Annotated in this window: 18 protein-coding genes and 1 tRNA gene; 9 read left to right on the top strand and 10 right to left on the bottom strand. The window is 59.0% G+C overall.

Annotated features, from left to right (window positions below; translation table 11 throughout):
* Positions 1 to 62: 62 nt before the first annotated feature.
* The 3 genes from O3648_RS04290 to O3648_RS04280 form a co-directional block, all read right to left on the bottom strand.
* Positions 63 to 800, bottom strand: a complete 738-nt coding sequence (locus tag O3648_RS04290) for a phosphoglyceromutase (protein WP_279742186.1) — start codon at positions 798 to 800, stop codon at positions 63 to 65.
* 220 nt (positions 801 to 1020) lie between these two features.
* A complete protein-coding gene (locus O3648_RS04285) occupies positions 1021 to 1338 on the bottom strand; it encodes a DUF2516 family protein (protein WP_279742187.1) in 318 nt (105 codons plus the stop codon).
* A gap of 48 nt (positions 1339 to 1386) precedes the next feature.
* Positions 1387 to 2589 (bottom strand): aminotransferase class I/II-fold pyridoxal phosphate-dependent enzyme, encoded by a 1203-nt coding sequence (locus tag O3648_RS04280; RefSeq protein ID WP_279755182.1) that lies wholly within the window; start codon positions 2587 to 2589, stop codon positions 1387 to 1389.
* 160 nt (positions 2590 to 2749) lie between these two features.
* On the opposite strand from O3648_RS04280, the gene tmk reads away from it, so the two are divergent.
* The gene (gene tmk, locus O3648_RS04275; protein WP_279755181.1) at positions 2750 to 3466 is read left to right on the top strand and encodes a dTMP kinase; all 717 of its coding nucleotides are present in this window, start codon (positions 2750 to 2752) and stop codon (positions 3464 to 3466) included.
* Positions 3463 to 4602, top strand: a complete 1140-nt coding sequence (locus O3648_RS04270; RefSeq protein ID WP_279789739.1) for a DNA polymerase III subunit delta' — start codon at positions 3463 to 3465, stop codon at positions 4600 to 4602. The genes tmk and O3648_RS04270 overlap by 4 nt, the downstream gene beginning before the upstream one ends.
* Before the next feature lie 114 nt (positions 4603 to 4716).
* On the opposite strand, the gene O3648_RS04265 is transcribed toward O3648_RS04270, so the two are convergent.
* The 3 genes from O3648_RS04265 to manA form a co-directional block, all read right to left on the bottom strand.
* Complete coding sequence (locus O3648_RS04265; protein ID WP_371568660.1) at positions 4717 to 6072, bottom strand: PFL family protein; 1356 nt, start codon at positions 6070 to 6072, stop codon at positions 4717 to 4719.
* A 10-nt stretch (positions 6073 to 6082) separates the two neighbouring features.
* Entirely contained in the window at positions 6083 to 6352 is a 270-nt protein-coding gene (locus O3648_RS04260; RefSeq protein ID WP_254756605.1) for an ACT domain-containing protein, read from the bottom strand.
* Between the two features lie 314 nt (positions 6353 to 6666).
* Positions 6667 to 7854, bottom strand: a complete 1188-nt coding sequence (manA, locus tag O3648_RS04255; protein ID WP_371568656.1) for a mannose-6-phosphate isomerase, class I — start codon at positions 7852 to 7854, stop codon at positions 6667 to 6669.
* A 137-nt stretch (positions 7855 to 7991) separates the two neighbouring features.
* On the opposite strand from manA, the gene O3648_RS04250 reads away from it, so the two are divergent.
* Positions 7992 to 9398 carry a phosphomannomutase/phosphoglucomutase gene (locus O3648_RS04250; RefSeq protein WP_279742193.1) on the top strand — a complete coding sequence of 469 codons (1407 nt, stop codon included), beginning with the start codon at positions 7992 to 7994 and terminating at the stop codon, positions 9396 to 9398.
* A 154-nt stretch (positions 9399 to 9552) separates the two neighbouring features.
* Here the strand turns inward: O3648_RS04250 and O3648_RS04245 are convergent, their stop codons facing one another.
* From O3648_RS04245 to O3648_RS04235, 3 genes are all read right to left on the bottom strand, one after another.
* A complete protein-coding gene (locus tag O3648_RS04245; RefSeq protein ID WP_279755177.1) occupies positions 9553 to 10734 on the bottom strand; it encodes an FAD-binding oxidoreductase in 1182 nt (393 codons plus the stop codon).
* 614 nt (positions 10735 to 11348) lie between these two features.
* Positions 11349 to 11819, bottom strand: a complete 471-nt coding sequence (locus tag O3648_RS04240) for an Rrf2 family transcriptional regulator (protein WP_279742195.1) — start codon at positions 11817 to 11819, stop codon at positions 11349 to 11351.
* Between the two features lie 359 nt (positions 11820 to 12178).
* The gene (locus O3648_RS04235) at positions 12179 to 14029 is read right to left on the bottom strand and encodes a phosphoenolpyruvate carboxykinase (GTP) (protein ID WP_279755176.1); all 1851 of its coding nucleotides are present in this window, start codon (positions 14027 to 14029) and stop codon (positions 12179 to 12181) included.
* Positions 14030 to 14528: 499 nt separating this feature from the next.
* Here O3648_RS04235 and O3648_RS04230 point away from each other — a divergent pair.
* The 5 genes from O3648_RS04230 (at position 14529) to O3648_RS04210 (ending at position 19243) form a co-directional block, all read left to right on the top strand.
* Positions 14529 to 14604: transfer RNA gene (locus tag O3648_RS04230), tRNA-Arg, on the top strand.
* 370 nt (positions 14605 to 14974) lie between these two features.
* Positions 14975 to 16462 (top strand): DNA repair protein, encoded by a 1488-nt coding sequence (locus O3648_RS04225; RefSeq protein ID WP_279755175.1) that lies wholly within the window; start codon positions 14975 to 14977, stop codon positions 16460 to 16462.
* Positions 16452 to 17705 (top strand): cell wall biosynthesis glycosyltransferase, encoded by a 1254-nt coding sequence (locus tag O3648_RS04220; protein ID WP_279755174.1) that lies wholly within the window; start codon positions 16452 to 16454, stop codon positions 17703 to 17705. The genes O3648_RS04225 and O3648_RS04220 overlap by 11 nt, the downstream gene beginning before the upstream one ends.
* 279 nt (positions 17706 to 17984) lie before the next feature.
* Entirely contained in the window at positions 17985 to 18305 is a 321-nt protein-coding gene (locus tag O3648_RS04215; RefSeq protein WP_005507166.1) for a 2Fe-2S iron-sulfur cluster-binding protein, read from the top strand.
* Between the two features lie 2 nt (positions 18306 to 18307).
* Positions 18308 to 19243, top strand: a complete 936-nt coding sequence (locus O3648_RS04210) for a DUF4232 domain-containing protein (protein ID WP_279755173.1) — start codon at positions 18308 to 18310, stop codon at positions 19241 to 19243.
* Positions 19244 to 19386: 143 nt separating this feature from the next.
* Here O3648_RS04210 and O3648_RS04205 read toward each other — a convergent pair whose 3' ends face one another.
* Positions 19387 to 19974, bottom strand: a complete 588-nt coding sequence (locus O3648_RS04205; protein ID WP_279742200.1) for a malonic semialdehyde reductase — start codon at positions 19972 to 19974, stop codon at positions 19387 to 19389.
* Between the two features lie 148 nt (positions 19975 to 20122).
* Between O3648_RS04205 and O3648_RS04200 the strand changes: the two genes are divergently transcribed.
* Positions 20123 to 25711 (top strand): DEAD/DEAH box helicase, encoded by a 5589-nt coding sequence (locus O3648_RS04200; protein WP_371568650.1) that lies wholly within the window; start codon positions 20123 to 20125, stop codon positions 25709 to 25711.

The raw sequence follows: 25711 nt of genomic DNA, 5'->3' as shown, positions 1-25711 counted from the left end.
GCCGCCCACCTCAACGGTGGACGGCTCATCACAATGACAGGGGTGCAATCCTGCCGGAGATATTACTTACCCTGGTTTGCTACGGCAGCAATAGCGTCCTTAGCAGCCTCCGGGTCCAGGTACTCGCCAGCCTTGACGGGCTTGAAGTTCTCATCCAGCTCGTAGTACAGCGGAATACCGGTGGGGATGTTCAGGCCCGCGATGTCCTCATCGGAAATACTCTCTAGGTGCTTGACCAGCGAACGCAGAGAGTTACCGTGTGCAGCAACCAGAACGGTCTTACCTGCTGCGAGGTCGGGCTTGATGTCCGACTCCCAGTAGGGAAGCATACGGCCCAGAACGTCCTTCAGGCACTCGGTGCGGGGAGCGTTCTCAACATCCGCGTAGCGGGGGTCGTGCGCCTGCGAGTAGGGGTCGTTATCATCCAGCGGGGGCGGCGGAACGTCGTAGGAACGACGCCAGGTCATGAACTTCTCGTCGCCGTATTCCTCGCGAATCTCGGACTTGTTCTTACCCTGCAGAGCACCGTAGTGACGCTCGTTCAGGCGCCAGGAGCGCTTGACGGGAATCCACAGACGGTCTGCCGCATCCAGGGCAAGGTTTGCGGTGTTGATTGCACGACGCTGCAGGGAGGTGTGAACAACATCGGGGAGGATGTTGCGCTCTGCCAGCAACTCGCCGCCGCGCTTAGCCTCAGCACGGCCCTTATCGGTCAGGTTAACGTCCACCCAGCCGGTGAACAGGTTCTTCTCGTTCCACTCGGACTGGCCGTGGCGCAGGAGTACTAGTTTGTAAGTCATACCTCTATTTTTTCATTTACCCGCTGGTTTGTCATGCCTCAAGGCTTAGAAAGTATGCATTCTCCCAAAAATTTATAAGGGTCTTCCTTACCAGAACAGAAGACTCAAGAACCCCACTAGAAAAGGACAAAGCCCCGCACACCACCCGATCAGGACAAACCCGTCAGACAGCGCACGAGGCTTCACCGTCTATCGCTCAAAGCGAGCGCACAAGCTAATGCTAGAAACGGCGGCGACCAACCGAAGGCCACACACCAGCAAGAAACACGCAGCTAATCACAGCCGCAACCAACTGAAGAATCAGCACAGTATTACCGCCGCCAGTCACCGCAGCAAAAACGCTAAACAGCGAAACCGCAGCAGAACCACCGGTCAAAGCCAACCACGTGTTCTTCGGACGCTTACCGGCAAAATCGTACGCATTTGCCGGAGACGCCCAGGCACGCATAAAAGCCAGCAGACCAACCGCAGCACCAGCGATAGCCAGCAGCGTATCAACAAAAGTGGTCACATACCAGACCAGCAGAATAGGAGACATAGTATTCCTTAGAATCAGCAGCTTCTCTAGACAACCCTAGCAAAGCGCTTAGCGGACGACCTTAAAGGCCTCAACCAAGTCATTGTAAAGGTCATCCACGTTCTCAATACCCACCGACAGGCGCAGCAGAGACTCCGGAATCGAATCCGGCTCGTTACCGTGGCGACGACGACGCTCTACCAGAGACTCCACACCGCCCAGGGAAGTTGCCGGAGTCCACAGCTTCAGCGCCTCCACAACGTTACGGGCACCAGCAGCGTCCGTATCAAGAGTAACGCACAGAATCGCGCCGAAACCGTCCATCTGCTTCTTCGCAATCTCATGACCTCGGTCGCTCTCCAGACCCGGGTAACGCACCTCAGCCACGAAGGGGTGCTGGCTCAGACGCTCTGCAAGAACCTGCGCGTTCTCTACAGCACGTTCCACGCGCAGTGCCAAGGTGCGCAGACCGCGCAGGCCAAGCCACGCCTCCACCGGACCGGGGATTGCGCCATTGGTGATACGGTGGTGACGCATCGCCTTATACAGCTCCTTATTCGAGGTCAGAGCCATACCCAGCAGAACATCGGAGTGGCCCGCAAGAAACTTCGTCGCAGAGTGAACCACTACGTCTGCGCCAAAATCCAGGGGACGTTGCAGAATCGGGGTTGCGAAGGTGTTATCCACCGCGGTCACAATGCCCAAGCGGCGAGCGGCAGAAAGCAGGGCAGGCAGATCAGCCACCTCAAGCATCGGGTTCGTGGGGCTCTCCAGCCACGCCAGGACCTTCGGCTCCGAGTAGTTCACGTTCTCCGGGGTGACGCCGGTGCGGGATGCGGCATCCTCCATCGTAGCGATAACGCTCTCGGTGTCTTCAATGTCCACGCGGACGAGCTCAATGATGCCGCGGCGTTCCAAATCCTTACATATGGTTACAGACGCCATGTATGCGTGCTTAGGAATCAGCACAATGGAACCAACCGGCACCAGGTCGATGACAGCAGCGACAGCAGCCATACCGGAGGGGAACAGCAGACCAGGCTGGGTAGCGTTCTCCAGCTTCGCCACAACCTCTTCCATACCCTCCCAGGTGGGGTTCGAGAAGCGGGCGTACACTCGGTCCTGCTCAATATTGACAGCATCCACACCGCGGTAGGTGGAAGAAAGAACGATCGGAGGGTTCACCGGCGCATCATGCTCGTGTGCCGGGCGGCCGCCAGAGACGACAAAGGTCTCTGCGGAGTAATTCATGTCGTGGTTATCTGCACTCATGTCCTTAAGCCTGGCACACCCGCGCCCAGAACGCACACCTGCGCAGGTGACGGCACACAGGATTTACATGTTTTTTTACCTTTATGCGCGCTCAATCCCACGCGGATGTATCACCAAAACCGCACCGGTGCCGCTAAGAGACCCGGTACCCTTAAGGGTGATGGATACTCTCAGCTACACCCCCGATGCACAGAATCTTCCCGCTGACCCGACCGGTCGCCGCGGGCTTTTTATCGTGGTCGAAGGAGGCGACGGCGCCGGCAAAACCACCCAACTCACCCTGCTGAATGAAGCGCTCAGTGCCCGCGGATACCGTGTCATCACCACCCGCGAACCCGGTGGCACCGAGATTGGCGAGAAGCTTCGCGCCCTCGTCCTGGAAGCAGGTCAGGGCACCATTGACGACCGCGCCGAGGCGCTGATTTTTGCAGCGTCCCGCGCGGATCACGCCTCCCAGCTGATTCGCCCCGCACTCGCTGAGGGCGCCATCGTGCTCAGTGACCGTTATATTGATTCCTCCGCTGCGTACCAGGGGGTCGGCCGTGATTTGGGTATTGAAACCATCGTCGATTTGAGCCGCTGGGCCACCGCCGACTTGGTTCCCGACGCGACCCTATTGCTGAGTGTGCCGCTGAGCGCCGAGCAGGAGCGCATGGACCAGCGCGGCACCGTCGACCGTATTGAGGCTGAAGGCGCGGCGTTCAAGGCACGCATTCACGGTGCATTCGAGCAGATCGCACGCGAGGACACTAACGGTTCGCACCGCATCATTGATGGTGTGGGCACGATTGAGCAAGTACACGCGCGCGTGCTTAAGGTGATTGAGCCTCTGCTTGCCACCCGCGAACTGGTCTGCACCGGTCAGGAGGACTCATGAGTCTCTGGGATACCCTGCTGATTCCTTCAGATAAGCTCCAGCAGCTACGCACGGATGCCGCTGCCGACCGCCCCACGCACTCTTGGCTTTTCACAGGTGCAACCGGTGCGCCCCACCGTGAGGCAGCAAAAATTTTCGCTGCCGCACTGCTGTGTGAACAGCCCGACCCCCAGAACCGCGGATGCGGTCAGTGCAAGGGCTGCGTAACCGTCATGAACGGTTCGCACACAGCTTTTACGCACTTTAGTACCGAGGCGACGCACATCAGCATTGATGAGGCACGCGAGCTGGTCATGAAGGCTCAGGACCGCCCGGCCGTGGGTCGCTGGCGCGTGATTCTGGTCGAAGACACCGAGCGCATGCCGGAGCGTACCTCCAATGTATTGTTGAAGGCGATTGAGGAGCCACCACCGCATACGATTTGGTTGTTGACGGCACCCTCCCCCACCGATGTGCTGGTAACGATTCGTTCGCGTTGCCGCCCAGTGCAGTTGCCGGTTCCTACCGATGCACAGGTGCACGAGTATCTGCTTACACACGGTGTAGCTGATCCTTTGGCGCAGCGTGCGGCGCGTCTGGCTCTGGGCGATGCGCAGGAGGGGTACCGTTTGGCGACCGATGAGCAGGCTATGGCTCATCGGGAGTTGATTACCTCCCTGATTCTGAATGTTCGTTCTATTTCTTCAGCTTTCAACGCAGCAGAGAAGCTCACCGACCTTGCTGACCAGGACGCACAGGCTGTCTCCGCTCTCAAGGATGAGAAGGAACGCCAGGAGCTTCTGGCGCTGCTGGGTATTCGCGAGGGTGAGCGTGTTTCTCCGTCTTTGCGAGCGCAGGTTCGCCGTCTGGAGGAGGAGCAGAAGCGCCGCGCTAAGCGTGTTTCATCTGATACGCTGTTGCGTTCCGTGGCGCAGGTTCAGACGGTTCTGCGTGATGCATTGACGGTGGCTCTGTCGGCTCAGGCTCCGCTGGTCAATGAGCATTTGCGTGAACCTCTGGAGGCGTTCTGCACCCGCCGTTCCGCCCAGCAGCTGCTGGAGGATGTGCAGGCGGTCGAGCTGACTCTGCGTCGCCTGCGGACGAACGCGAATGCGCGTCTGGCGCTTGAGGCGTTGATGAGCCGTTTCGTGTATTAGTAGCTTCTTGGTAGCTTATACAGCACACAGGGGAGGTACCGAAGAGATGATCTTCGGTGTCTCCCCTTTTCTATTGGTTCTCAGCGCCCCTAGAGCTTCGTTACGGAACCGAGCTTAGTTGCGGAAACCGTGAACCGGCGACGGAATACGACCGCAGCGGGCGATGAACGCCTCCGCGCTGGGGGTGTGGGTGGGCATGACGGGTGCGCGACCGAGCAGGCCACCGAATTCAATCATGTCGCCTACGCCCAGGCCGACCGCCGGGATGACGCGGACCGCGGTGGTCTTGTGGTTCATCACGCCGATTGCTGCCTCGTCGGCAATCATTGCGGCGAGGGTAGCAGCGGGAGTATCTCCGGGGACCGCGACCATGTCCAGACCGACGGAGCATATGGCAGTCATTGCTTCAAGCTTGTCCAGAGTGATATATCCAGTGGCTGCGGATTCAATCATGCCGATATCCTCAGAAATCGGGATGAAGGAGCCGGAGAGACCACCAACATTTGAGCACGCCATGAGGCCGCCCTTCTTCACCGCGTCGTTGAGCAGCGCAAGTGCCGCAACAGTGCCGTGGGTACCGACGGTTTCCAGACCCATCTCTTCGAGGATGTGCGCGACCGAGTCGCCAATCTCTGCGGTGGGTGCCAGGGAGAGGTCAATAATGTTGAAGGGTACGCCCAGACGCTCGGAAGCGAGGGTACCAACCAGCTGACCGACGCGGGTAATCTTGAAAGCTGCCTTCTTGATTTCTTCGGCGCAGGTGTCGAAGGATTCGCCCCGGACCCTCTGCAGGGCGCGGTGTACCACGCCGGGACCGGAGACACCCACGGAGATGGTGGTGTCTGCCTCCTGCACACCGTGGAATGCACCCGCCATGAAGGGGTTGTCGCTGACGGCATTCGCGAAGACGACGAGCTTGGCGCAGCCGAAGCCGTGTGCATCCTCGGTCAGGTCTGCGGTGGCTCGGATGGTTTCGCCCATGAGCTTGACTGCGCTCATGTTAATGCCAGCGCGGGAGGATCCGATGTCTACGGAGGAGCAGACCACGTCGGTTTCTGCGAGCGCTCGCGGGATGGAGCGAATCAGCTTCTCGTCAGCGAGGGTCATGCCTTTGTCGACGAGGGCACTGAAGCCACCGACGAAGTTCACTCCGACTGCTTTGGCTGCTGCGTCAAGGGTGCGGGCGAATTCTACGTAGTCCTCGTCACTGGAGGCGCCTGCCACCAGTGCGATGGGGGTGACGGCGATACGCTTGTTGACAATCGGGATGCCGAGCTCAGTTTCGATACCTTCGCAGACGCTGACGAGGTTTGCAGCGCAGCTGGTGATTTTGTCGTAGATTTTGCGGCGGGCTACCTCACCGTCAGAGTCGGCGCAGTCGAGCAGGGAGATACCCATAGTGACGGTGCGAATGTCGAGCTTCTGCTCCTCGATCATTCGGAGGGTTTCTAAAATGTTGGTGTTGCGCATAAGTGGAGCCCTAGATGGTGTGCATTGCCTTGAAGATGGATTCTGCCTGGATGCGAATCTGCACCTTCTGTTCGTGCTCGACACCAATCATGGCTTCCTGCAAGTCAATGAGGTTCTGCTGCGCTTCGTCGAAGGAGCAGTGCATAATCATAGTGAAGTATTCGCCCATGATGGTCTGGGAGACGTCGAGGACGTTGACCTTACGCTCGGCGAGGGTTGCGGTCACGGCGGCAATAATGCCTTCGTGGTCGATACCTGTGACGGTGAGGATGATCTTCACGGTGTTCTCCTAGCGGTTTGGGGCTGCGTACCTGAGGAAGAGGTGCATAAAAGCACAGGTAAACGCATATTTATAAGACCAATTATAGGTTACTTAGAACACATTCTGTAGGGTCAACACAAAAAGCCCTCCCCCCCCCCCCGAGCATCGGGGGAATAAAAAATCCACGTCCCCTCACCTTATTCAAAGGTAAGAAAGAACGTGGATTCTTTATAAGCGTCATTAGCGGAGCAATCTCTTTTGAATGCTCCATTTATCTGTCTGGACTTGAGTGTCTAGAGACATCTCCCAGACATAACGTCTAGAGGTAAGACCTAGACGTAAGAAGCGATGTACAGCTCACCACTACCGCTCAGGGTTGCCACCGAGGGCTCACCCACGTGCAGCACCGACTCGGTAGCACCCAGTACGAATTCCTCAGTGCCGTTGCCGTCTGCTGCGTGAATGGTGATTTCGCCAGATACGCTCAGTGCGGCGCTAATACCCTCGAAGGTGTATTCCTGCCGTTTGCCCTCTTCAACGCGGATGCGGGTCACGCTCATGCGCTCATCCCACATGGCGTAGGTGCCAACGGGTGCATTCTCGGGGGTGGGGCTCTGGATGACGGGGGCATCCTGGCTCTCGCCAAGAACCTTAATGAGCTCCTCAGTATCGATGTGCTTTGCGGTCAGACCCGCACGCATCACGTTATCGGAGGGGTTCATCAGCTCAATAGCGGTACCGGAAACATAAGCGTGCACCTGACCATCGGGGGTAAAAGCGGATTCACCCGGTGCCAGGCGAACCAGGTTCATGACGAATGCTACGAGCAGACCGCGGTCGCCGGGGTACTTGCCGGCAACGATCTGCACGAGCTCAGCGGCGTCAGCAATAGCAACGTTTTCGGAGTCGGCCAGCTGTGCTGCCGCCTCGACAAGCTGCTCAACAGCCGCGGTGGCGGTCTCTTCGGGCATGCGAATAATCTCGGTTAGCAGTTGCTTGGGGGTAAGCTCCACGCGCTCTGCCAGCCAGCCAGCCTTGAACGCCTCGGCAAGCTCTGCCACCTGCGCTGAGGTACGCACGCCGGTGAGCACACGCATCGGTGTCAGCGCGATGACGGTTTCAGGCTTGGAGTAGCGATCCTTGTAGTTACGGTGCGGAGCGTCAATGGCGATACCACGTGCCTGCTCATCCTCGAAGCCGGCAATAGCCTGCTCAGGGGTGGGGTGCACCTGAATCGACAGGGGTGCATCAATCGCAAGGATCTTAAAGAGGAAAGGGAACCAGTCGGAGGTACGATCCGGGCGCAGGAATCGAGAGGGCTCAGCCTGAATCAGCTCGTTGAGCGGGGACTCGGTGCCGTCAACGGTTGCGCGGGAGGGAGCAGCCGGATGCGCACCAACCCACACCTCAGCCTCGGGCTGCTCGGTGGGCACGGGTACCCCGCGCATGCGTCCGAGAATTTCGCGGGAACCCCACGCATAATTCTGAATCTGGTTTTTTAGGGAAAAAATCTCACCCATGGGGGAAAATACCTCTCGACGTGAGTTGTTTGAAGCAAACGACGTGATAAAAAACCCATACATTCAGCGGAATTTATAAGGTTTTACCAGCCCATTATAGAGGCTAGTTGTATTTCTTTACCGCTAGAATAAAAGGCGTGACTACTATTAATCTACATGACTCATTCAAAGCGTACGACGTGCGTGGCATTGTCGGTGAAACCATTACCGCAGAGACTGTTCGCGCTACTGGCGCGGCTTTCGTAGACGTTCTGGGCCTGGAGGGCCAGACTATCCTGGTCGGCGGCGACATGCGCCCCTCCTCCCCTGAATTCATGGATGCATTCGCCCAGGGTGCAACCGCTCGCGGTGCAAATGTTGAGAAGATTGGTCTGATCTCCACTGACGTTCTGTACTTCGCATGTGGCGTTGAGAACGCTGCCGGTGTTACCTTCACCGCTAGCCACAACCCCGCAGAGTACAACGGCATGAAGATGGCTAAGGCTGGCGCTGTTCCGCTGTCTTCCGAGTCCGGCCTGTTCGACATTCGTGACCTGGCTCAGAAGTACCTGGATTCGGGCGAGATTCCTCCGGCTGAGAAGGTCGGCACCGTTTCTGAGAAGGATGTTCTCAAGCCTTACGCAGATTACCTGCGCAAACTGGTGGACCTGTCCTCCATCCGCCCCTTGAAGGTTGTTGTTGACGCCGGTAACGGCATGGGTGGTATGACCACTCCCGCTGTTCTGGGTAACACCATCCTGCCGGGCCTGCCTCTGGAAATCGTTCCGCTGTACTTCGAGCTGGACGGCACCTTCCCGAACCATCCGGCTAACCCGCTGGAGCCGGCTAATCTGGTTGACCTGCAGAAGGCTGTTGTTGAGCACGGTGCTGACATTGGTCTGGCATTTGACGGTGACGCTGACCGTTGCTTCGTTATCGATGAGAAGGGTGAGCCCGTCACTCCTTCGGCTGTGACTGCTCTGGTTGCTGAGCGCGAGATTGCTCGTGCGAAGGCAGAGGGCAACGAAGAGCCCGTCATCATCTACAACCTGATTACCTCGAAGGCTGTTCCTGAGCTGGTTGAGAAGCTGGGCGGCCGCTCCGTGAAGACCCGCGTGGGACACTCCTTCATCAAGGCTGTTATGGCCAAGGAGAACGGCGTTTTCGGTGGCGAGCACTCCGCTCATTACTACTTCAAGGACTTCTTCAACGCAGACACCGGCATGCTCGCTGCAATGCACGTGCTGGCTGCTCTGGGTGGCAATGACATGCCCCTCTCTGAGATTAGCGCGAAGTACTCCCCGTACGTTGCCTCTGGTGAGATTAACTCCGAGCTGGAAGACAAGGCTGCCGCTGTGGACCGCGTGCGTGCACACTACGCTAACGCTCCTGTGGTTATTGAGGACTCCGACGGCACCACCTTCACTAACACTGAAGAAGGCTGGTGGGTCAACCTGCGTCCTTCAAACACTGAGCCTTTCCTGCGCCTGAACCTTGAGGCACCGGATGCTGCGACCATGGAGCGCGTCCGCGACGAGGTTCTGGCTTTGGTTCGCCAGGGCTAAGCACTAGCTAGCTACTAAAAATCCCGCCCCGCAGATTATTTCTGCGGGGCGGGATTTTTGTTTTGAATTCTCAATCCGGCCATGTTCTTCTGTCTCAGAGAAAGAACCTAGTCGGCCATAAGAAAGCTAACCGGTAATCCGGTGTGCTCAGTTTTTAATCCTCGCGTGCCTGATCGTGGAGCATCCACTGGTCGGGGCCGAAGATTTCGTAGTTGATGTTCTTGCCGGGGACACCTGCCTCTACCAGCGCGGAGCGTACGCCCTGCATGAAGGGCAGCGGGCCACAGAGGTAAACGTTAGCGTTGGCGGGAACATCTAGCTTGGAGACGTCAACACGGCCGGTGAAGTCGCCGTCTTCACCCTCAATAAAGGATACGAGGCGTGCATTGGGCAGCTTACCGACGAGCTCGGTAAGCTCTTCACGCAGGGGCCAGGTATCCAGGCGGCGGTCTGCGTGCACTACGGTCACGGGACGCTCAGAGCCCTTCTCAGCCAGCTCGGAGAGGAAGCTGAGCATGGGGGTGGTGCCAATGCCTGCGGAGAAGAGGTACAGGGGTGCCTGGGGGTCGCCAAAGCCTTCTAGGGTCAGGTCACCGTAAGGGTTGGAAATCTCGACAACAGCGCCAACTTCGAGCTCGTGCAGGACAGAGGTCATCTCACCGTTGGGGTCGAGCTTCACACCAATGCGGCGCTGGTTCTTTTCGCTGGGCAGCAGGGTGTACTGGCGTGCCTGGCGCAGGCCATCGCGTGCGGGAACGATGATGGAGATGTACTGCCCGCCCTTGGACTCGGTCATGGGGGTCTTGTCGGCAGGTTCGAAGGTCAGCACGACAACGTTCTCCCCAGTCTCCTTGCGGTCAACGAGCTTGAAGGGTGCGAACATCACATCGTTTGCCTGAGAAGCATACAGGCCCTTCTCCAGCTTGATGAGGGCGTTGCCCATAAGCCAGTAGACCTCGGTCCATGCCTCAACAATTTCGGGGGTAGCCAGGTCGCCCAGGTTAGCGGCGATTGCCTCGAAGAGATACTTGTAGACGGTGGGGTATTCTTCTTCCTTCAGGCCCAGGGATGCGTGCTTGTGTGCTACGCGGGAGAGGACCTCGTCGGGGTAGGAGTCCGGGTTCTGGACGATATAGGAAGCGAACACAGCGATGGAGCCAGCCAGTGCCTTGGGTTGGGTTCCTTCGAGCTGAGAGGAGCGGGAGAACATGCCGTCCATCAGGTCGGGGCGAGCGGCGAACATTCGACGGTAGAAGTCGGGGGTGATGTCGTTGATGCGCTCAGCAATGATGGGTAGCGTTGCCTCAATAATGGGGCGGGACTTCTCGGAGAGCATGTCTTGCCTTCTTCCTGTACGGTCACCGCGGTCGTTGTGGTGACACCCTTGATATATGTGATGCGGGGGCGTTCACTCGGACAGCTCAGTTGGTGACGGAGTGTTTATAAAGCACCCTTACCGTAGCATTTTGCAGGGTGTTTGCGCTGAGTGCAGGTCACTCTCTAAGGGGTGTTGATGGGTTTAGGTGAGGCTTATGGTTCAGCCTGACTCAAAGAGAGAGCCCTGCATCACACTATATATTTTCAGCACTATCTTTGAGTTCGCCGCGTGACTAGCCCCGGAGTGTGCATAAAAATTCTGGCATCAAAATATATTTACTGCGGAAAGTATGCAATGCGGTGCAAAAATGAACATGGTCACATTTTCCGCATCTGAAAAGTAGATTTGCAATATTTTGTATTTCCTGCACAAATTTAGGATTCATGCAGACTCCAACAGCCCCCTCAAATAGAGGCAGTATACCCCCGATTTCCTTCGAAAACTCTATAGAAAGTCATCACAGAAAATCTCCAGCAACCCCGGTAGTGGTCACAGAATTCCCCTTTAAAACCCTGTGGAGCCTCCCGCCGGGAAGCTCCACAGGTATCACGTATCCCTTTTAGCATGCAGACTTACCACACAGACAGCGCTTCCTCCGGAGGTGCAAAGCCCAGCTCCACAAACACCGGACCCGCGGGGCGCGCACCGGCAGGCAACTCGCTAATCACAATCGAATCCACCGAAGCGTAGAACGCCTCACGCGCCTTCGCCAGCACATTGCGCAGTCGGCAGAACTTATCGAGGGGGCAGTGGCCGTTCTCATCCTCGCACTCAATCATGGGGATATCTCCCTCAGTAGCCCGAAGAACCATGCCGACGGTCACAGAACGACCCGCATCCGAAAGCATGACACCACCAGAACGACCACGAGTCGAATCCAGGTAACCCATGTTCACAAGGAAAGCCACAGCCTTCGCCACATGGTTATAGGGGGTGTCCACTCCCTCAGCAATCTTCTGAGTAGAGAGCTTCTGGCCGGGCTCCAGGGCAGACAGGAGCATCAGAACACGGAGCGAGACATCCGAAAATGCTGTCAAACGCATGGATACTCCTTCTATCCTCTCGTGTTAGCACCATCTTAACAGAGGCAATAACGGGTGCTCCGAACCGTCACAGGCTCAGAGCGCTCAAAATCTTACATTGGAATTGTATTCCGTGCAGTGAGAGTGCAAGAAATTAAGGTGAGCAATTACCAAACCTTCAGTGCTCCCCAAAAATTTTTTGAGTATTTCTCAAGAGCAAGTGGACTGCATAGCCTTGCACTCACACTGTTGAGAGAAAACTTATCATTTCACATCTGATAGGGATTCAAAAATTTCCCCTAAATACAAGGAAGGAGCGAAACCTCACAGCGAGATTCCGCCCCTTCCAAACGCCTAACCATGCGGTTCAGCAGAGAACTTTAGTCTTCCAGGGCCTTAGCCAAAGCATCGCGCTGCTCACGAACCTCAGCAGGCAACTTGTCACCGAACTTAGCCAGCCACTCGTCGATGCCAGGCAGCTCAGCAGTCCACTCTTCCTTCGAGACAGCCAGAGCAGCCTTCAGCTCATCCTCGGAGATTTCCAGACCAGTCAGGTCAAGGTCTTCCTTGGTGGGAACGGTGCCCAGGAAGGTCTCCTGGCCGCCAGCCTTACCGTCCAGGCGGTCGCAAATCCACTTCACAACGCGAGAGTTCTCGCCGAAGCCCGGCCATGCGAAGCTGCCATCGGGGGTACGGCGGAACCAGTTGACGTAGTAAACCTTCGGCATATTCTCAGCGCCGTGCTTCTTACCCAAGTCAATCCAGTGCTTGAAGTAGTCACCAGCGTTGTAACCGATGAAGGGCAGCATAGCCATCGGGTCGCGGCGAATCACACCGACAGCACCCTTAGCAGCCGCGGTGGTCTCGGAGGAGAGAGTAATAGCGCGGAAGACGCCCTGCTCCCAGCTCTCAGACTCGGACACCAGCGGGATGGTGGTCTTACGGCGACCACCCAGAACAATAGCGCTCAGCGGCACGCCCTCGGGGTCGTAGTACTCGGGAGCGAGCATGTCGACCTGGGATGCGGGGGTGCAGAAGCGAGAGTTCGGGTGAGCTGCCGGGCGGCCAGACTCGAGGGTCCAGTCCTGACCGGTCCAGTCAATTAGGTGCTCGGGAGTCTCGTCGGTCTTGCCCTCCCACCAGACGGAGCCGTCGTCGGTCAGTGCAACGTTGGTGAAGATGGTGTTGCCCTTTGCGATAGCCTTCATAGCGTTCGGGTTGGTGGAGTAACCGGTGCCCGGTGCCACGCCGAACAGGCCAGCCTCGGGGTTGACCACGCGTGCCTGGTGGTTCTCGTCGAACTCGATCCATGCGATGTCGTCGCCGACCATCTCAGCCTTCCAGCCGTCAATGGTGGGTTCCATCATTGCGAAGTTGGTCTTGCCACACGCGGAGGGGAACGCTGCGGAGATGTAGCGAACCTTACCCTCGGGGTTGGTGACCTTCAGGATGAGCATGTGCTCTGCCATCCAGCCCTCATCGCGACCGATAACGGATGCGATACGCAGTGCGTAGCACTTCTTACCGAGTAGTGCGTTACCGCCGTAGCCGGAGCCGAAGGACCATATTTCGCGGGTCTCGGGGAACTGGACAATGTACTTCTCGGGGTTGCAAGGCCAGGGGACATCTTCCTGACCGGGCTTCAGGGGTGCACCAACAGAATGCAGAGCCTTGACGAAGAAACCGTTGGTCTCGTTCAGCTTGGCAAGAACGTCCTTACCGATGGTTGCCATGATGCGCATGGAGCAGACAACGTATGCGGAGTCGCTGAGCTCAACAGCAATCTTGGGGTTCTTAGCCTTCAGGGAGCCCATGACGAAGGGAATGACGTACAGGGTACGACCGCGCATGGAGCCCTCGAACAGACCGGTCAGGGTCTGCTTCATTTCGACGGGGTCGCGCCAGTTATTGGTCGGGCCTGCGCCTTCTTCAGTCTCGGAGCAGATGAAGGTGCGCTCCTCGACACGTGCAACGTCGTCAGGATCGGAGAAAGCTGCATAAGAGTTCGGGAATTCGTGATCACTGAGGCGAACGAAGGTACCGGCGTCAACCAGTTCCTGTGCCAGGCGGTCATATTCTTCCTGAGTGCCATCCACCCAGTAGATGTGTGCGGGCTGGGTCAGTGCCGCAACCTCGCGAACCCAATCCAGGAGGCCCTGGTGGGTGGTGGGTGCGCTCTGCAGCTCCTTTTCGAGTTCAGCAGAGAGAGTACGAGTTGAGGTGTCAGCCATTGACGTTTTCCCCTTCAATCGGTGGCCCGGATACTACATTGATCCGGTTAGGTCTGCGGTAACAAAGAAGCAGTTAAACACTACAAGCGTGCAAACAAAGGTGAATATGCACGCTTGGACAGTCTCCACTTCCTCGTGATGCTTACAGAATAACGCATTAATGGCCTGCAGAGCTTTCTATGACGCCATTTCTTAAGTTCTGCGCATCACATTCTTAGAGTACGGGAGATTTTCTGTAAAGAATTTTTAGGTCGTATGGTGGGACCCTTCGGGGATTTCAGGGGCCCACAGCATCGATTTTAGGGCGCTGAGAAAATATTTTGAAAAAATTTTACGCCACCAAAAACCCTGGAATCATGCGGCAAAACAGGTTGTTATCAAATTTTTCGGAGAGAATTTTGGGTCAATTTCGAGCTTTTCGGCTTGCATACCCTTGGGGACATCCGTATAGTAATACCTGTTGCCGCGACGGGTTGAACAAATCCGAAACGAGGAACATGCGCCTGTAGCTCAACGGATAGAGCATCTGACTACGGATCAGAAGGTTGGGGGTTCGAATCCCTTCGGGCGCACCACCGATCCCCGGTTCTTCGGAACCGGGGATTTTTTATATACCCAGAAGGCACACCCGGGAAGATGTCTTTGGGAAACAAGCACACAGAAAACGCTCTGACACAAGCCCCGGGCAGAGCTCAAGCCACCGCATAGTACAACATGTTGCAGTACGACACGTTGCAGGGTCTAGCTAGGCGTAGCAAGGATGCTTCACCAGCTGACGCTGCCCCATCCGTGCCAAAAGCCGCACCTAAAAGTACCCCAACCTGTGAATTCACAGATTTACGCGCCCAGATGACGTGCTCCGGGGCACACCCGCCAAAAAACGCCTAGGATGGAAAGAGGACCCTCCACGCATAGGTTGGAGAGTAGACAACGCAAAGGAGTACTATGGCACAGCTATCCATTCCGCAGTCCCTGATAGGTACGCTCATTGATATTGCTGACTTGGGCACCCTCGATTACTTCCCACCCACCGAACGATGCGCCCACTGGTCCCTCTATGACGCGCATCGCCAAGAACTCCTCTGCCCTTGCGCACCCGCCGCCAACACCACCGCAGAAAAGCTCTTTGAGGCCGCGGCGAAGATTCTCTACGAGAATTTCCCCCGATATATCGACTCACCTGAGGAAATCATTCCTTATACTTCCCGTCAGGAACTCATTGCCGCCCTCCGACGCGGCGATGAGAAAACCAGCGACAGCAAGCCTCTTAAAGAAGAACAGAACGACCTGCAGGCAACCGAAACTACCGCAGACTCCACTGCTGAGGCTCCCGTTGCAGAGGCCAACGAGGGTGCAGTCAGTGAGGATGCCGTGGTAAGCGCAGCCGCCACTCCCAAGCCTGCAGCGCCGAAGCCCGCAGCCCCTACGTCTGCAGCCCCCAAGCCTGCAGTGCCTACTCCCGGTGCTCCCTCCCCCGGCATGTTCCGCAAGTCCACGCTAACCTACCGTCCGCCGCGCATCGAAGAGTACCTGGAGGGTCTGCATGCCCGTCAACAGACTGCCGAAGCTGCAGAAGCTACTCATACGGAAGCATCTAGCGAGCAGGCACCTGTTGAAGAGTTGCCCGTACTCAGCCAGCCCCTACCGAGTGCGCCCGCCGCCCCGGAGATGAGTGTCCCGAAGCCGAGCAAGCCGAAGCCCGCAGCCCCGATCCCCACGGCTACGGCAGCCATCAGCGCGCCCGCCACTCAGCCGGTAACCACTGAACCGACCGCGCCTCGCGGCATCAGCGAAGAGGACCGCGAACGCAGCTACCGCCTGCGCCCGAGCCTGCGTGCCCGCCTCGAACGCGAAAACATCAGCGAAGAGATCGTGCGCACCATCCTGCGTAAAGGCGCGGTAGAACAACTCAACGACTGGACGATTCGCTTCACTCACGATGATTACCGGGTGGACGTTAACACCGCCTCCGCAGAAATCATTACCGTCATTGACGAATACGACGCCGAATACAACGAAGCGGCACAAGTATCCCTGGCGCACGGCAAATACAACTCGCTCAACGCCCTGGAACTCGAATTCAGCGAGCGCGCCCGTACCTTCTTGAAGAAGAACCCGCCTTTCGTCTTCGACCTGATGCTTCATGCCCTGAGCAACCCTGAGAGCGTGCGTATGGCTGAAGGCTGGACCCGCATCTACGCGGCACAGGGTCTGGAAATTGCGATTTCGCCCGATGAGCGGACCGTTATGGCTCTTGCGAAGAGCCCGGACTTCCATCACCTGCACGCCGAAACCCTGCGCAAGGCGCAGCTCGAAGAGCTCAGTAATGCCCTGGCTCAGCAGGCGGAAGACTCAGAAAATGCCACTGACCAGGCAGAAGATGGCGTAACTCAGACAGAAAACACCACCGAGGAGGAAAATAATGTCCGTTAAGCAGATCACCGTTCCTCTTGAGGTGTACGTTCGTCTGCAGGAACTTGCCTCCCTCGCCGCCTATAGCTACCGCGATGAGCAGGGTTCCGAAGATAGCACTGCAAACAATAAGCCGTGGGATTTGCTCTCCAAGGACGGCGCATCCCTGCTCGATGAGAACGGTGCGCTCAAGCCCGAAGCAGCAGAGCTCTACTTCACCCTCCTACCGCTCATTGCCCAGGAATTCATGGAGCAGCAGCAGGCACTCGTGGACGCGTACCGTCAGGCACCCAAACCCGCCGCCGCACGCGCCAAGATTCGCCCCTCCAACCAACGCCTCATTCCGCTGACCGAGGTACCGCTGGAGAACCAGCGTATTGCCGCGCGCATTGAGAAGGAATTCTACGGTGACGTGCCGCCGCACCGCCGCATCTACGGTGTGCTCCCCGGTGTAATGGATTACATGATGCGCCACGGGCTCACCTACGAGCTGCTTCTGGATATCATCGAATCCCCCACAAGCACGGTGGTTCAAGAAAGCGCACAAGAGAACCGCTACGGCCGCGAAGTTACCCTCTACACGCATGAAGAGGAAGGCTACCAGGTGGTGCTCAACCCCCTGACCGCCGAAGTGCTCGCGCTACGCCCGCTGCAGGCTCTCGCTGGAGGCTATCAGCTCTCCCCCGAGGCTCAGGCTCAGCTCAAGTCGCTCGGACTGACCGGCGAGTACATTGCCCGCATCCTGGATGAGGCCGAGGACCGCCGCCCGATTCCCGGTAGTAGCCGCACCGTGTACTCGCTCAACGGCTACCAGATAGAGTTCTCGCACTCCGACCAGCAGGTAGTTCGTATTAGTCGCGGCACCGCGCCCAACCGTAACCCCTTCGAGTCGCAGCCGAGGATGAGCGGTACCAAGAGGCAGCGCGGCCGTAAGATCCCGCACGATGTGGATGCATTCGTGCACTTGCTGCAGGAGCACGGCTTCACCATCACTATGGGCGGTAAGCACTACGATATTCGCCACGAGAAGCTGGCTCCGGGTCAGAAGGCGGTCACCTCCGTAACCCCCTCGGATTCGCAGCGCTGGCACCTGAACTCGGCTCGCCAGATCCGCAATACCTTCGGTATCGACCTGCGCTACGCTGATCCGCGCGATAGTGTATGCGGTATTGTGCGCGGCCCCGGAGGAAGCGTCCAGAACGCCGATCACCACAGCGCAGACACGCAGGACACCGAGAAGACCTCGGAGAAGGAATCCGAGTAGGTCTTCGTCACCATTAAAGCGCGCCTACGTGCCGGTTCTCTATACTGCCCCCAGCATGTCTTTCCATCTGGGGGCAGTATTCATATATGCCTATATCCTGCGCTGTCAGGGCTTTAAGCGGTAGACTGGGAACAATACAGACATGCTATTCAGCATAAAAATTATTCTGCGTTCCCGTGATATGCGTGACGGTAGGGTTGGGGATACACCACAAAGTACGGTGAATAACAGTCCCTACCTCTACAATAGAAACGCATCACTACAGAAGAAGGAGAACGCATGGGCGTAACGATTAAGGTCACTGACGAAGCAGGCGTAAACTACGATATTCAGTGGGAAGACCACCACACCCTCCTGGAAGCCCTCCAGGCTAACGGCGTACCGGTCCTCGCAACCTGCGGTGGTAACGCATCCTGCGCTACCTGCCACGGCTTCATCGACCCCGAGCACTTCGAAGCTTCCGGTGAACGCACCGAAGCTGAGCAGGATCTGCTCGACATGGTCGATGATGTTGCAAACGAGTACTCTCGCCTGTGCTGCCAGGTCGAGTATGCCCCCGGTATGGACGGAGCAGAAATCCAAATGCAGGCGGCGATGTAACTATGTTCAAATCGGCTCAGGTGCTCGCATCAACCACCTTCCTCTGCTGCGCGCTCGCGCTCAGTGGATGCGGCGCGTCCCAGGCCGGTCAGGAAGCTGAAGGCACCTCAGCAAATCCGAGCGCATCAGCTTCGGTCAAGCCCGGCACGATTCGAGTAGCCTCTGACGGGGCTACCGCTTCGGTGACACCGGGCTCCATTACCGTGGTGAATTCCCCCGAGGCGGAGAACCACGAATCTTCCTCTGAACACTCCGAGTCTTCTTCCCACACCGAGACTCACAAGTCTGAGCAGAACTCTGACTCTCATTCTTCTGAGTCCTCCCGCGAGGGTTCCGATCAGAATAAGTCAGACAACTCTGCAGATTCTCAGAAGAGCTCAAACTCGTCTTCACAGTCGGGTTCCAACTCTTCAGGTAGTTCCTCGAACTCCTCGGGTTCTTCGAGCTCGTCGAATTCTTCCAATTCCTCGCGCTCCTCGAAGAAATCCTCTAGCTCCTCCAGCAATACTGTTGCTGAGGGCCCGACCCAGTGCGATCTGGATGATTTGAACATTTCAGTATTCATTGGAAATGGCTCTCCCGGCGCCCGAAACTATACCCTGTACTTCCAGAACTCTTCGGATTCTTCCTGCACCCTGCGCGGCTACCCGCGTGTGGTACATGCGGGTCCTTCAGGCACCTGGATTGGTCGTGAGGCATCCACCTCCGACGAGTATATGAACCCTGCAGGCGTAACCCTCAACCCCGGCGATAGCACCACCGCGGTACTGCGTTCGGTGTACCCGGCACGCTTCGGTGATGATTGCGGTAGCCGCCCGGTTCAGGGTTTTCTGGTGGGTCTTCCCTCGGGTTCCGGTGGCGTGATTGTTCCGCTGGATACTACCGCTTGTTCCTCATCTGTTCCGCAGCTGTCGGTGGGTCAGTTTGGTGCCCGCTAACGCGCCCGTTGCAGGTGTGAATACTCTGGCACCTCTTGTGGACCTATAGTTCAAGGGCGGTTCCCCATGATGGGAGAACCGCCCTTGAACTATCTATAAGTCTAAATCTAGGGTTTAGCTTTAGCTATACCGTAGGCGCTCGCTTAGAGAGAGCGAGTAACCTCATCGTAGCTGAAGCGTGCACCGCGCGGGTATGCGGGACCCTCACCGTGACCGAGGTTGACGATCAGGAACGGGATCTCGGCATTGTCCGCGAAGAATTCTTTCCTGATGCCGACGAAGTCTGCGCCGGTCATGGGGCCAGCATCCAGACCGAGGGCACGGATTGCGGTGATGAAGTAGCCTGCCTGCAGGTGAGCGCTCAGCTCAGCGGCGGGGGTGGCAAGCTCCTCAGTGGTGTAGTAGCTCTTGATGAAGCCGGCAGCATTGGGGTTGAAGGTGTCAGCGTGCTCTACCCAGTTTGCGTCTGCGGAGAGAATCGCAGTCACCGGTGCCGCCTGAGTCTTTGCCTTATTGCCGTCTGCCAGGTGTGCGACGAGGCGCTCGCGTGCCTCGGAGCTCTTGACCCAGGTGATGCGCAGGGGCTGGTTGTTGAAGGCGGTGGGGCCGTAGAAGGTCAGTTCCTGGATGCGGCGCAGCTGCTCGTCGGTGACGGGCTCCTCGGTGAAGGAGGAGGCGGTGCGCGGCTCGTGGAAGAGGTTGATGAGCTGTTCTTCGTTCAGGCGGGTCATGGTGAGGCTCCTTTTGGTTGTTCCCTCGGTCGATTACTTTACGAGTAAAATATTACATGCTCTGTAGAAACCCTGTCAAGCACATCTTCCTCCCCCAGCCCCCAACAATTCAAGAGGCGCACACCATAAACCCCGCCATAATAGATACATGACTGACGCACTCTCCCATTTCTCCGCCCCCGTACGCGACTGGTTCCGCGCCACCTTCAACGCACCCACCGCTGCCCAAGAATGCGCCTGGGAGAGCATCCGCAACGGCAACAACACCCTCATTATTGCCCCCACCGGCTCCGGCAAAACCCTCGCTGCCTTCCTCTGGGCACTCGACGCCCTGCACCGCGAACACGAAGCCGGAACCACAGGCAGCACGCGCATCCTCTACATCTCGCCCCTCAAAGCACTCGGCGCCGATGTTGAACGCAATCTGCGCGCACCGCTGACCGGAATCACACGCCTGAGCGGAAACAACACAGACGAACCGAACATCAGCGTGGGCGTGCGCAGCGGCGACACCCCCGCACGCGAACGCCGCCAGCTCATCAGCAACCCGCCCGATATTCTCATCACCACCCCCGAATCCCTCTACCTCATGCTCACCAGCGCCGCCCGCAACACCCTCGCGGGCGTGACCACCGTGATCGTGGATGAGATTCACAACCTCGCCGCCACCAAACGCGGCGCACACCTGGCGGTCTCCCTCGAACGCCTCGACGCGCTCCTCGAAAAGCCCGCACAGCGCATTGGACTCTCCGCAACCATCGAAAACCCGGAGACAGTCGCCCGGTTCCTCGGCGGCATTCAGCCGGTGACCATCATGAGCCACCCGGGCACCAAAGAATGGGATCTGCGCCTGAGCGTGCCCGTACCCAATATGGCGGCGCTCGGAGGCGCCAACGACTACGGGCAAGGGCTCTACGCATCCTCGGAGGTAACGGGCGGCGGGGGCTCAGAATCTACCGGCTCACCGCGGGGCACAGCACACCCTACCTCTAGCGCAGCAAATACCCCGGCGAGCGTGCCCTACACCCTGGAAGATGCCATTGGCCTATTCCCCGGACAGGAAACCGGTCAAGAAACCGGACAGGCAAACCCGGCGAGAAAGGGCGATAACGCCGCGCCCGAAAATACGCTCACCGTTTCGGAAGAGGTATTGCGAGAAGGGGCGCTGCACGAAAAGGCGTTGCGAGACACAGCCAATAGCGAGCGCCCCGAGACCTCTATCTGGCCGCGTGTGCAGGAGCGCATCGTCGACCATATTGAGAACAACCGTTCTACGATTGTTTTCGTTAACTCGCGCGGACTAGCGGAAAAGCTCACCGCGGCACTCAACGATATTCACCTGCGCCGCGTCCTCGCAAAGCAGGGAATCGACCCCGAAGACTACACGGCAGGCATCTGCGACATCACCGAGGTACCACCGCTCGCCCGCGCACACCACGGCTCCGTATCCAAGGAACAACGCACCCTCATCGAGGAGGCACTCAAGGGCGGAACCCTGCGCTGCGTCGTCGCTACCAGCTCCCTGGAGCTGGGTATCGACATGGGCCACGTGGACCTCGTAATCCAGGTGGCCGCACCTCCCTCAGTCGCCTCCGCACTGCAGCGCGTGGGCCGCGCCGGACACCGCGTGGGGGAAATTTCGCGCGGATTCTTCTACCCCAAGCACCGCGGCGACCTGCTCGGTGCAACCGTCACACTCACCGGAATGCGTAGCGGAACCCTCGAACCGCTCACCATCCCCACCAACCCCCTGGACGTACTCGCACAGCAGACCGTCGCCGCCTGCGCGTTGGGACCCATTAGCGTGGACTCCTGGTACGAGGCGCTACGCCGCAGCGCACCCTACGCCGAACTGCCGCGCGCTCTCTTCGACTCCGTGCTCGAAATGCTCGCCGGACGCTACCCCTCCGACGAGTTCGCCGAACTGCGCCCACGCATCATCTGGGACCGCACCCCCACCGAGGAGGCGCCCTCCGGCAGTATTGAGGGCCGCCCGGGCGCACAGCGCCTCGCAGTCACCAGCGGCGGCACAATTCCCGACCGCGGGCTCTTCCCCGTCTACCTGGTCAGCGGCGATGAAGAGCACGGCCCGAAGCGTGTGGGTGAGCTCGACGAGGAAATGGTGTACGAATCCCGCGCCGGCGAGGTTATTACTCTCGGCGCGAGCAGTTGGCGTATTGAAGAAATTACGCACGATGCGGTGCGGGTCTCCCCCGCGCCCGGTCAGCCCGCGCGCCTACCCTTCTGGCACGGCGACCGCATGGGCCGCCCCTACGCCCTGGGCGTGCAGACGGGTGCATTCACGCGCGCGCTCTCCAGCCTGGACGCCATCGATAGCGCCGCCGCCCGCCAGCAGCTCGAACAGCTCGGACTGGACACCTGGGCGGTTGATAACCTGCTCACCTACCTGCGTGAGCAACGCGAATCCACCGGGGCGGTCCCTTCCGACACCCGCATGATCGTGGAACGGCACCGCGACGAACTGGGCGATTGGCGCGTGATCCTACACTCACCGCTCGGCTACGGGGTGCACGCGCCCTGGGCTCTAGCGGTACGCGCCCGTATTGAGGAGCGGTACGGGGTGGATGCCTCCGTCATGGCGAGCGATGACGGCTTGATTCTGCGCCTGCCCGCCATGGAGGATGTGCCACCCAGCGCTGACCTGTTCCTTTTCGACCCGGATGAGCTGGAGGCAATCGTCACTGAAAGCGTGGGCGATTCAGCGCTTTTTGTGTCTCGGTTCCGTGAGAATGCGGCGCGTGCCCTGCTGTTGCCGCGCCGTGATCCGGGTAAACGCACCCCGCTGTGGCAGCAGCGTCAGCGCGCGGCGCAACTGCTGGATGTGGCGCGTAAGTACCCTGACTTTCCGGTGCTTTTGGAGACGGCACGCGAGTGTCTGCAGGATGTCTACGATGTTCCGGCGCTAGTTCAGGTACACCGTTCGTTGCAGTCTCGGGCGGTGTCCATGCTGGAGGTTGAGACAAACGACCCCTCGCCTTTTGCAAGAACTCTACTCTTTGAGTACGTTGCCGAGCACCTCTATGACGGGGATGCGCCCGCCGCCGAACGCCGCGCCGCCGCGCTGTCGCTGGACCCCGCGCTACTGGCTGAGTTGCTGGGGTCGAGCGGTCTGCGTGACCTGCTGGATCCGGCGGTGCTGGTGCAGACTCAGCAGCGTCTGCAGCGCACAGGTGAGCGTTATCGTGCCTACGGTGTGGAGGGCGTGGCGGATCTTTTACGTCAGCTGGGTCCGTTGAGCGCGCAGGAGTTGAGTCTGCGTATGCGGACTGACAGCCTGCAGACTGCGGCGCACGGTTCGCAAGATTTCGGCGAGTCCGAGGACTCTGAACACTACGGCGAGGAGTACGGCGCGCACGCCAGCACGACTGAGGCGCATGCCCTAGCGGAGGAGCTGGTGCGCTCACGCCGCGCGTTCTCGTTCATGGGAGCTGCCGGTAGTTCCGCCGAGCCGCAGCTGTACTATGCGGTGGTTGAGGATGCCGCGCGCCTACGCGATGGACTGGGTATTATGCCCGCCGCAGCGCTTCCTACTGCCCTGTTAGAGCCGGTCGCCGAGCCTTTAGAGGATCTGGTTTCTCGCTATGCGCGCACCCATATTCCCTTTACGGCGCAGCAGGCGGCGGAGCATTTTTCGCGTCTGACCCCGGTGGGTGTGGGTGTGCTGGCTCCGGTGTTGCAGCGTCTTCAGCAGCAGCGCCGTCTGAGCTCTGGTGAGTTCCTGCCCGAGGTGTTGCGTGCCTCCGGGACGGCTGGTGTTGAGTGGGTGGATGCGCAGGTTTTGCGCACGATTCGCGCCCGTTCTCTGGCAGCGTTACGTGAGGAGATTGAGCCGGTATCGGCGCAGGTCTATGGCATTTTCCTACCTTCGTGGCAGAACGTTCGTTCTTTATCTGTGCGGGTTGCGCAGACCCTACCGGAGGCAAGCGCCTACGGTGCGTTCATACCCTCCCGCCGCGCCGCCGCTGTGGTGGGCGAGAGGGTGGCACCCCTCGGCTCGGCAGCGCCCAACCCGATGGCACTCAACCCGGCGGCATTCAACCCGATAGCACAGAACGGTGCAGAAAACGGCATCGCTCATGCGGGCCAGGATTCCGCCTCCACCACGGAGGATCTGCTCACCGCCATCGACCAGCTCGCGGGTGTGCGCGTACCGGCTTCTGCACTGGAGACGCTGATTCTTCCAGCACGCGTGCCCGGTTACCAGCCGCACATGCTGGACGAGGTCATGGCCAGCGGCAGGGTGTTCTTCACCGGTGCCGGTCAGCTCGGCGGGGGTAGCACGCAGAAGTCTGACGGCTGGATTCGCCTGCATTTGAGCGAGAGTTCTTCGCTGACTCTGGGTGAGGACTACCCGGAGCAGCTATTGCGCACGGAGAACCCGGAGCTCTGGGAGGCGCTGCAGGCTCCGGGCACACTCGAGCACGCCATCTATGAGGCGCTGGCTCACGGCGGCCTGTTCGTGTCGGCGCTGCGTGAGCGGGTGGTGCAGCTGATGAGGGCGGCGGCACCTGCTGGTCAGGTAGTGACTTTCCCGGATGCGGCGGAGGTTTCGGCGGCATTGTGGCGCTTGGTGTGGGCTGGTGCGGTGACGAACGATAGTTTCGCACCGGTTCGGGCGATGCTTGCCGGCGTCCGCAGTGCGCATCCGACTCCGGCGGCTGCCGCGCGTCTGTCGCGGGTAGGTCGCCGCGGTGCGGGTCGTATTGCGGCGGCACGCGCCTCCATGGGTAACGGCATGGCGGGCGGTTTCATTGCTGGCAATTATGGTTCCGGCGGCTACTCTGCGCCTGCCACCGGGCGCGGTCTGCATTCCCTGCGCAACAATTCCCTCCGCGGCGGGCTCCATACCATCACTCCCACTGTTGCCCCGCAGGATAGCGGTCGCTTCTCACGCGTGGACACGCTGCTACAGGAGCCCGTGGAGGCAACGGTTGCGGCACTCGCAGGCGCCGACCTGTTACTGGACCGCTACGGTGTGCTGACTCGCGGATGCTTGCAGGTGGAGGATTCTACCGGCGGGTTCTCGCAACTGTACCGGATTTATTCGGCGGCTGAGGATCGTGCGCTGGTACGTCGCGGCTACTTTATTGAGGGTTTGGGTGCGGCGCAGTTCGCCGCCCCCGCAACCGTGGACCTGCTGCGTTCTACGGCCGATAATCTCAGTGTTCCCACAGGTCCACAGAGTTTTGGTGCGAGCGCCTACACCCCGCAGCGTACAGATACGGAACAGGTGTACGGCACGTTCACGGTGACCCTGTTGGCAGCAACCGACCCGGCAAACCCGTACGGTGCGGCACTGAGCTGGCCCACGATTCCCTCCTTCGCGCATGAGGGGGCGGGAGTCGTCAAGCACCGCCCGGCACGCAAGGCGGGCGCCTGCGTAGTACTGGTGGACGGCGCACCGGTGCTGTATGTGGAGCGTGGCGCGAAGACCCTGCTGGCTTTTACCACCGACCCGATACTTCTGGAGGCGGCAGCCCCCGCCCTGGCGCGCCTGGTGTCTGCCGTTGGTGCGGAGAAGATTTCGGTGGAGAAGGTCAACGATGTGGAGCTTTTGAACACCCACACACTGGATACATCCCCACCGGGCGCATCTACGCTGGGCATCTCCGGCGGCGAGGTTATGGAGCATCCGCTGGAGGCACTGCGTGCAGCACTGCAGGCGCAGGGTTTCTACGCAACGGTTCGTGGCCTGTCGCTACACCGTTCCATTTAG

It is taken from the genome of Rothia sp. 27098_8_161 (assembly GCF_041432905.1).
Taxonomy (GTDB): domain Bacteria; phylum Actinomycetota; class Actinomycetes; order Actinomycetales; family Micrococcaceae; genus Rothia.
The sequence above is the reverse complement of the archived record's forward strand: the minus strand, read 5'-3'. Positions and strand labels throughout refer to the sequence as shown.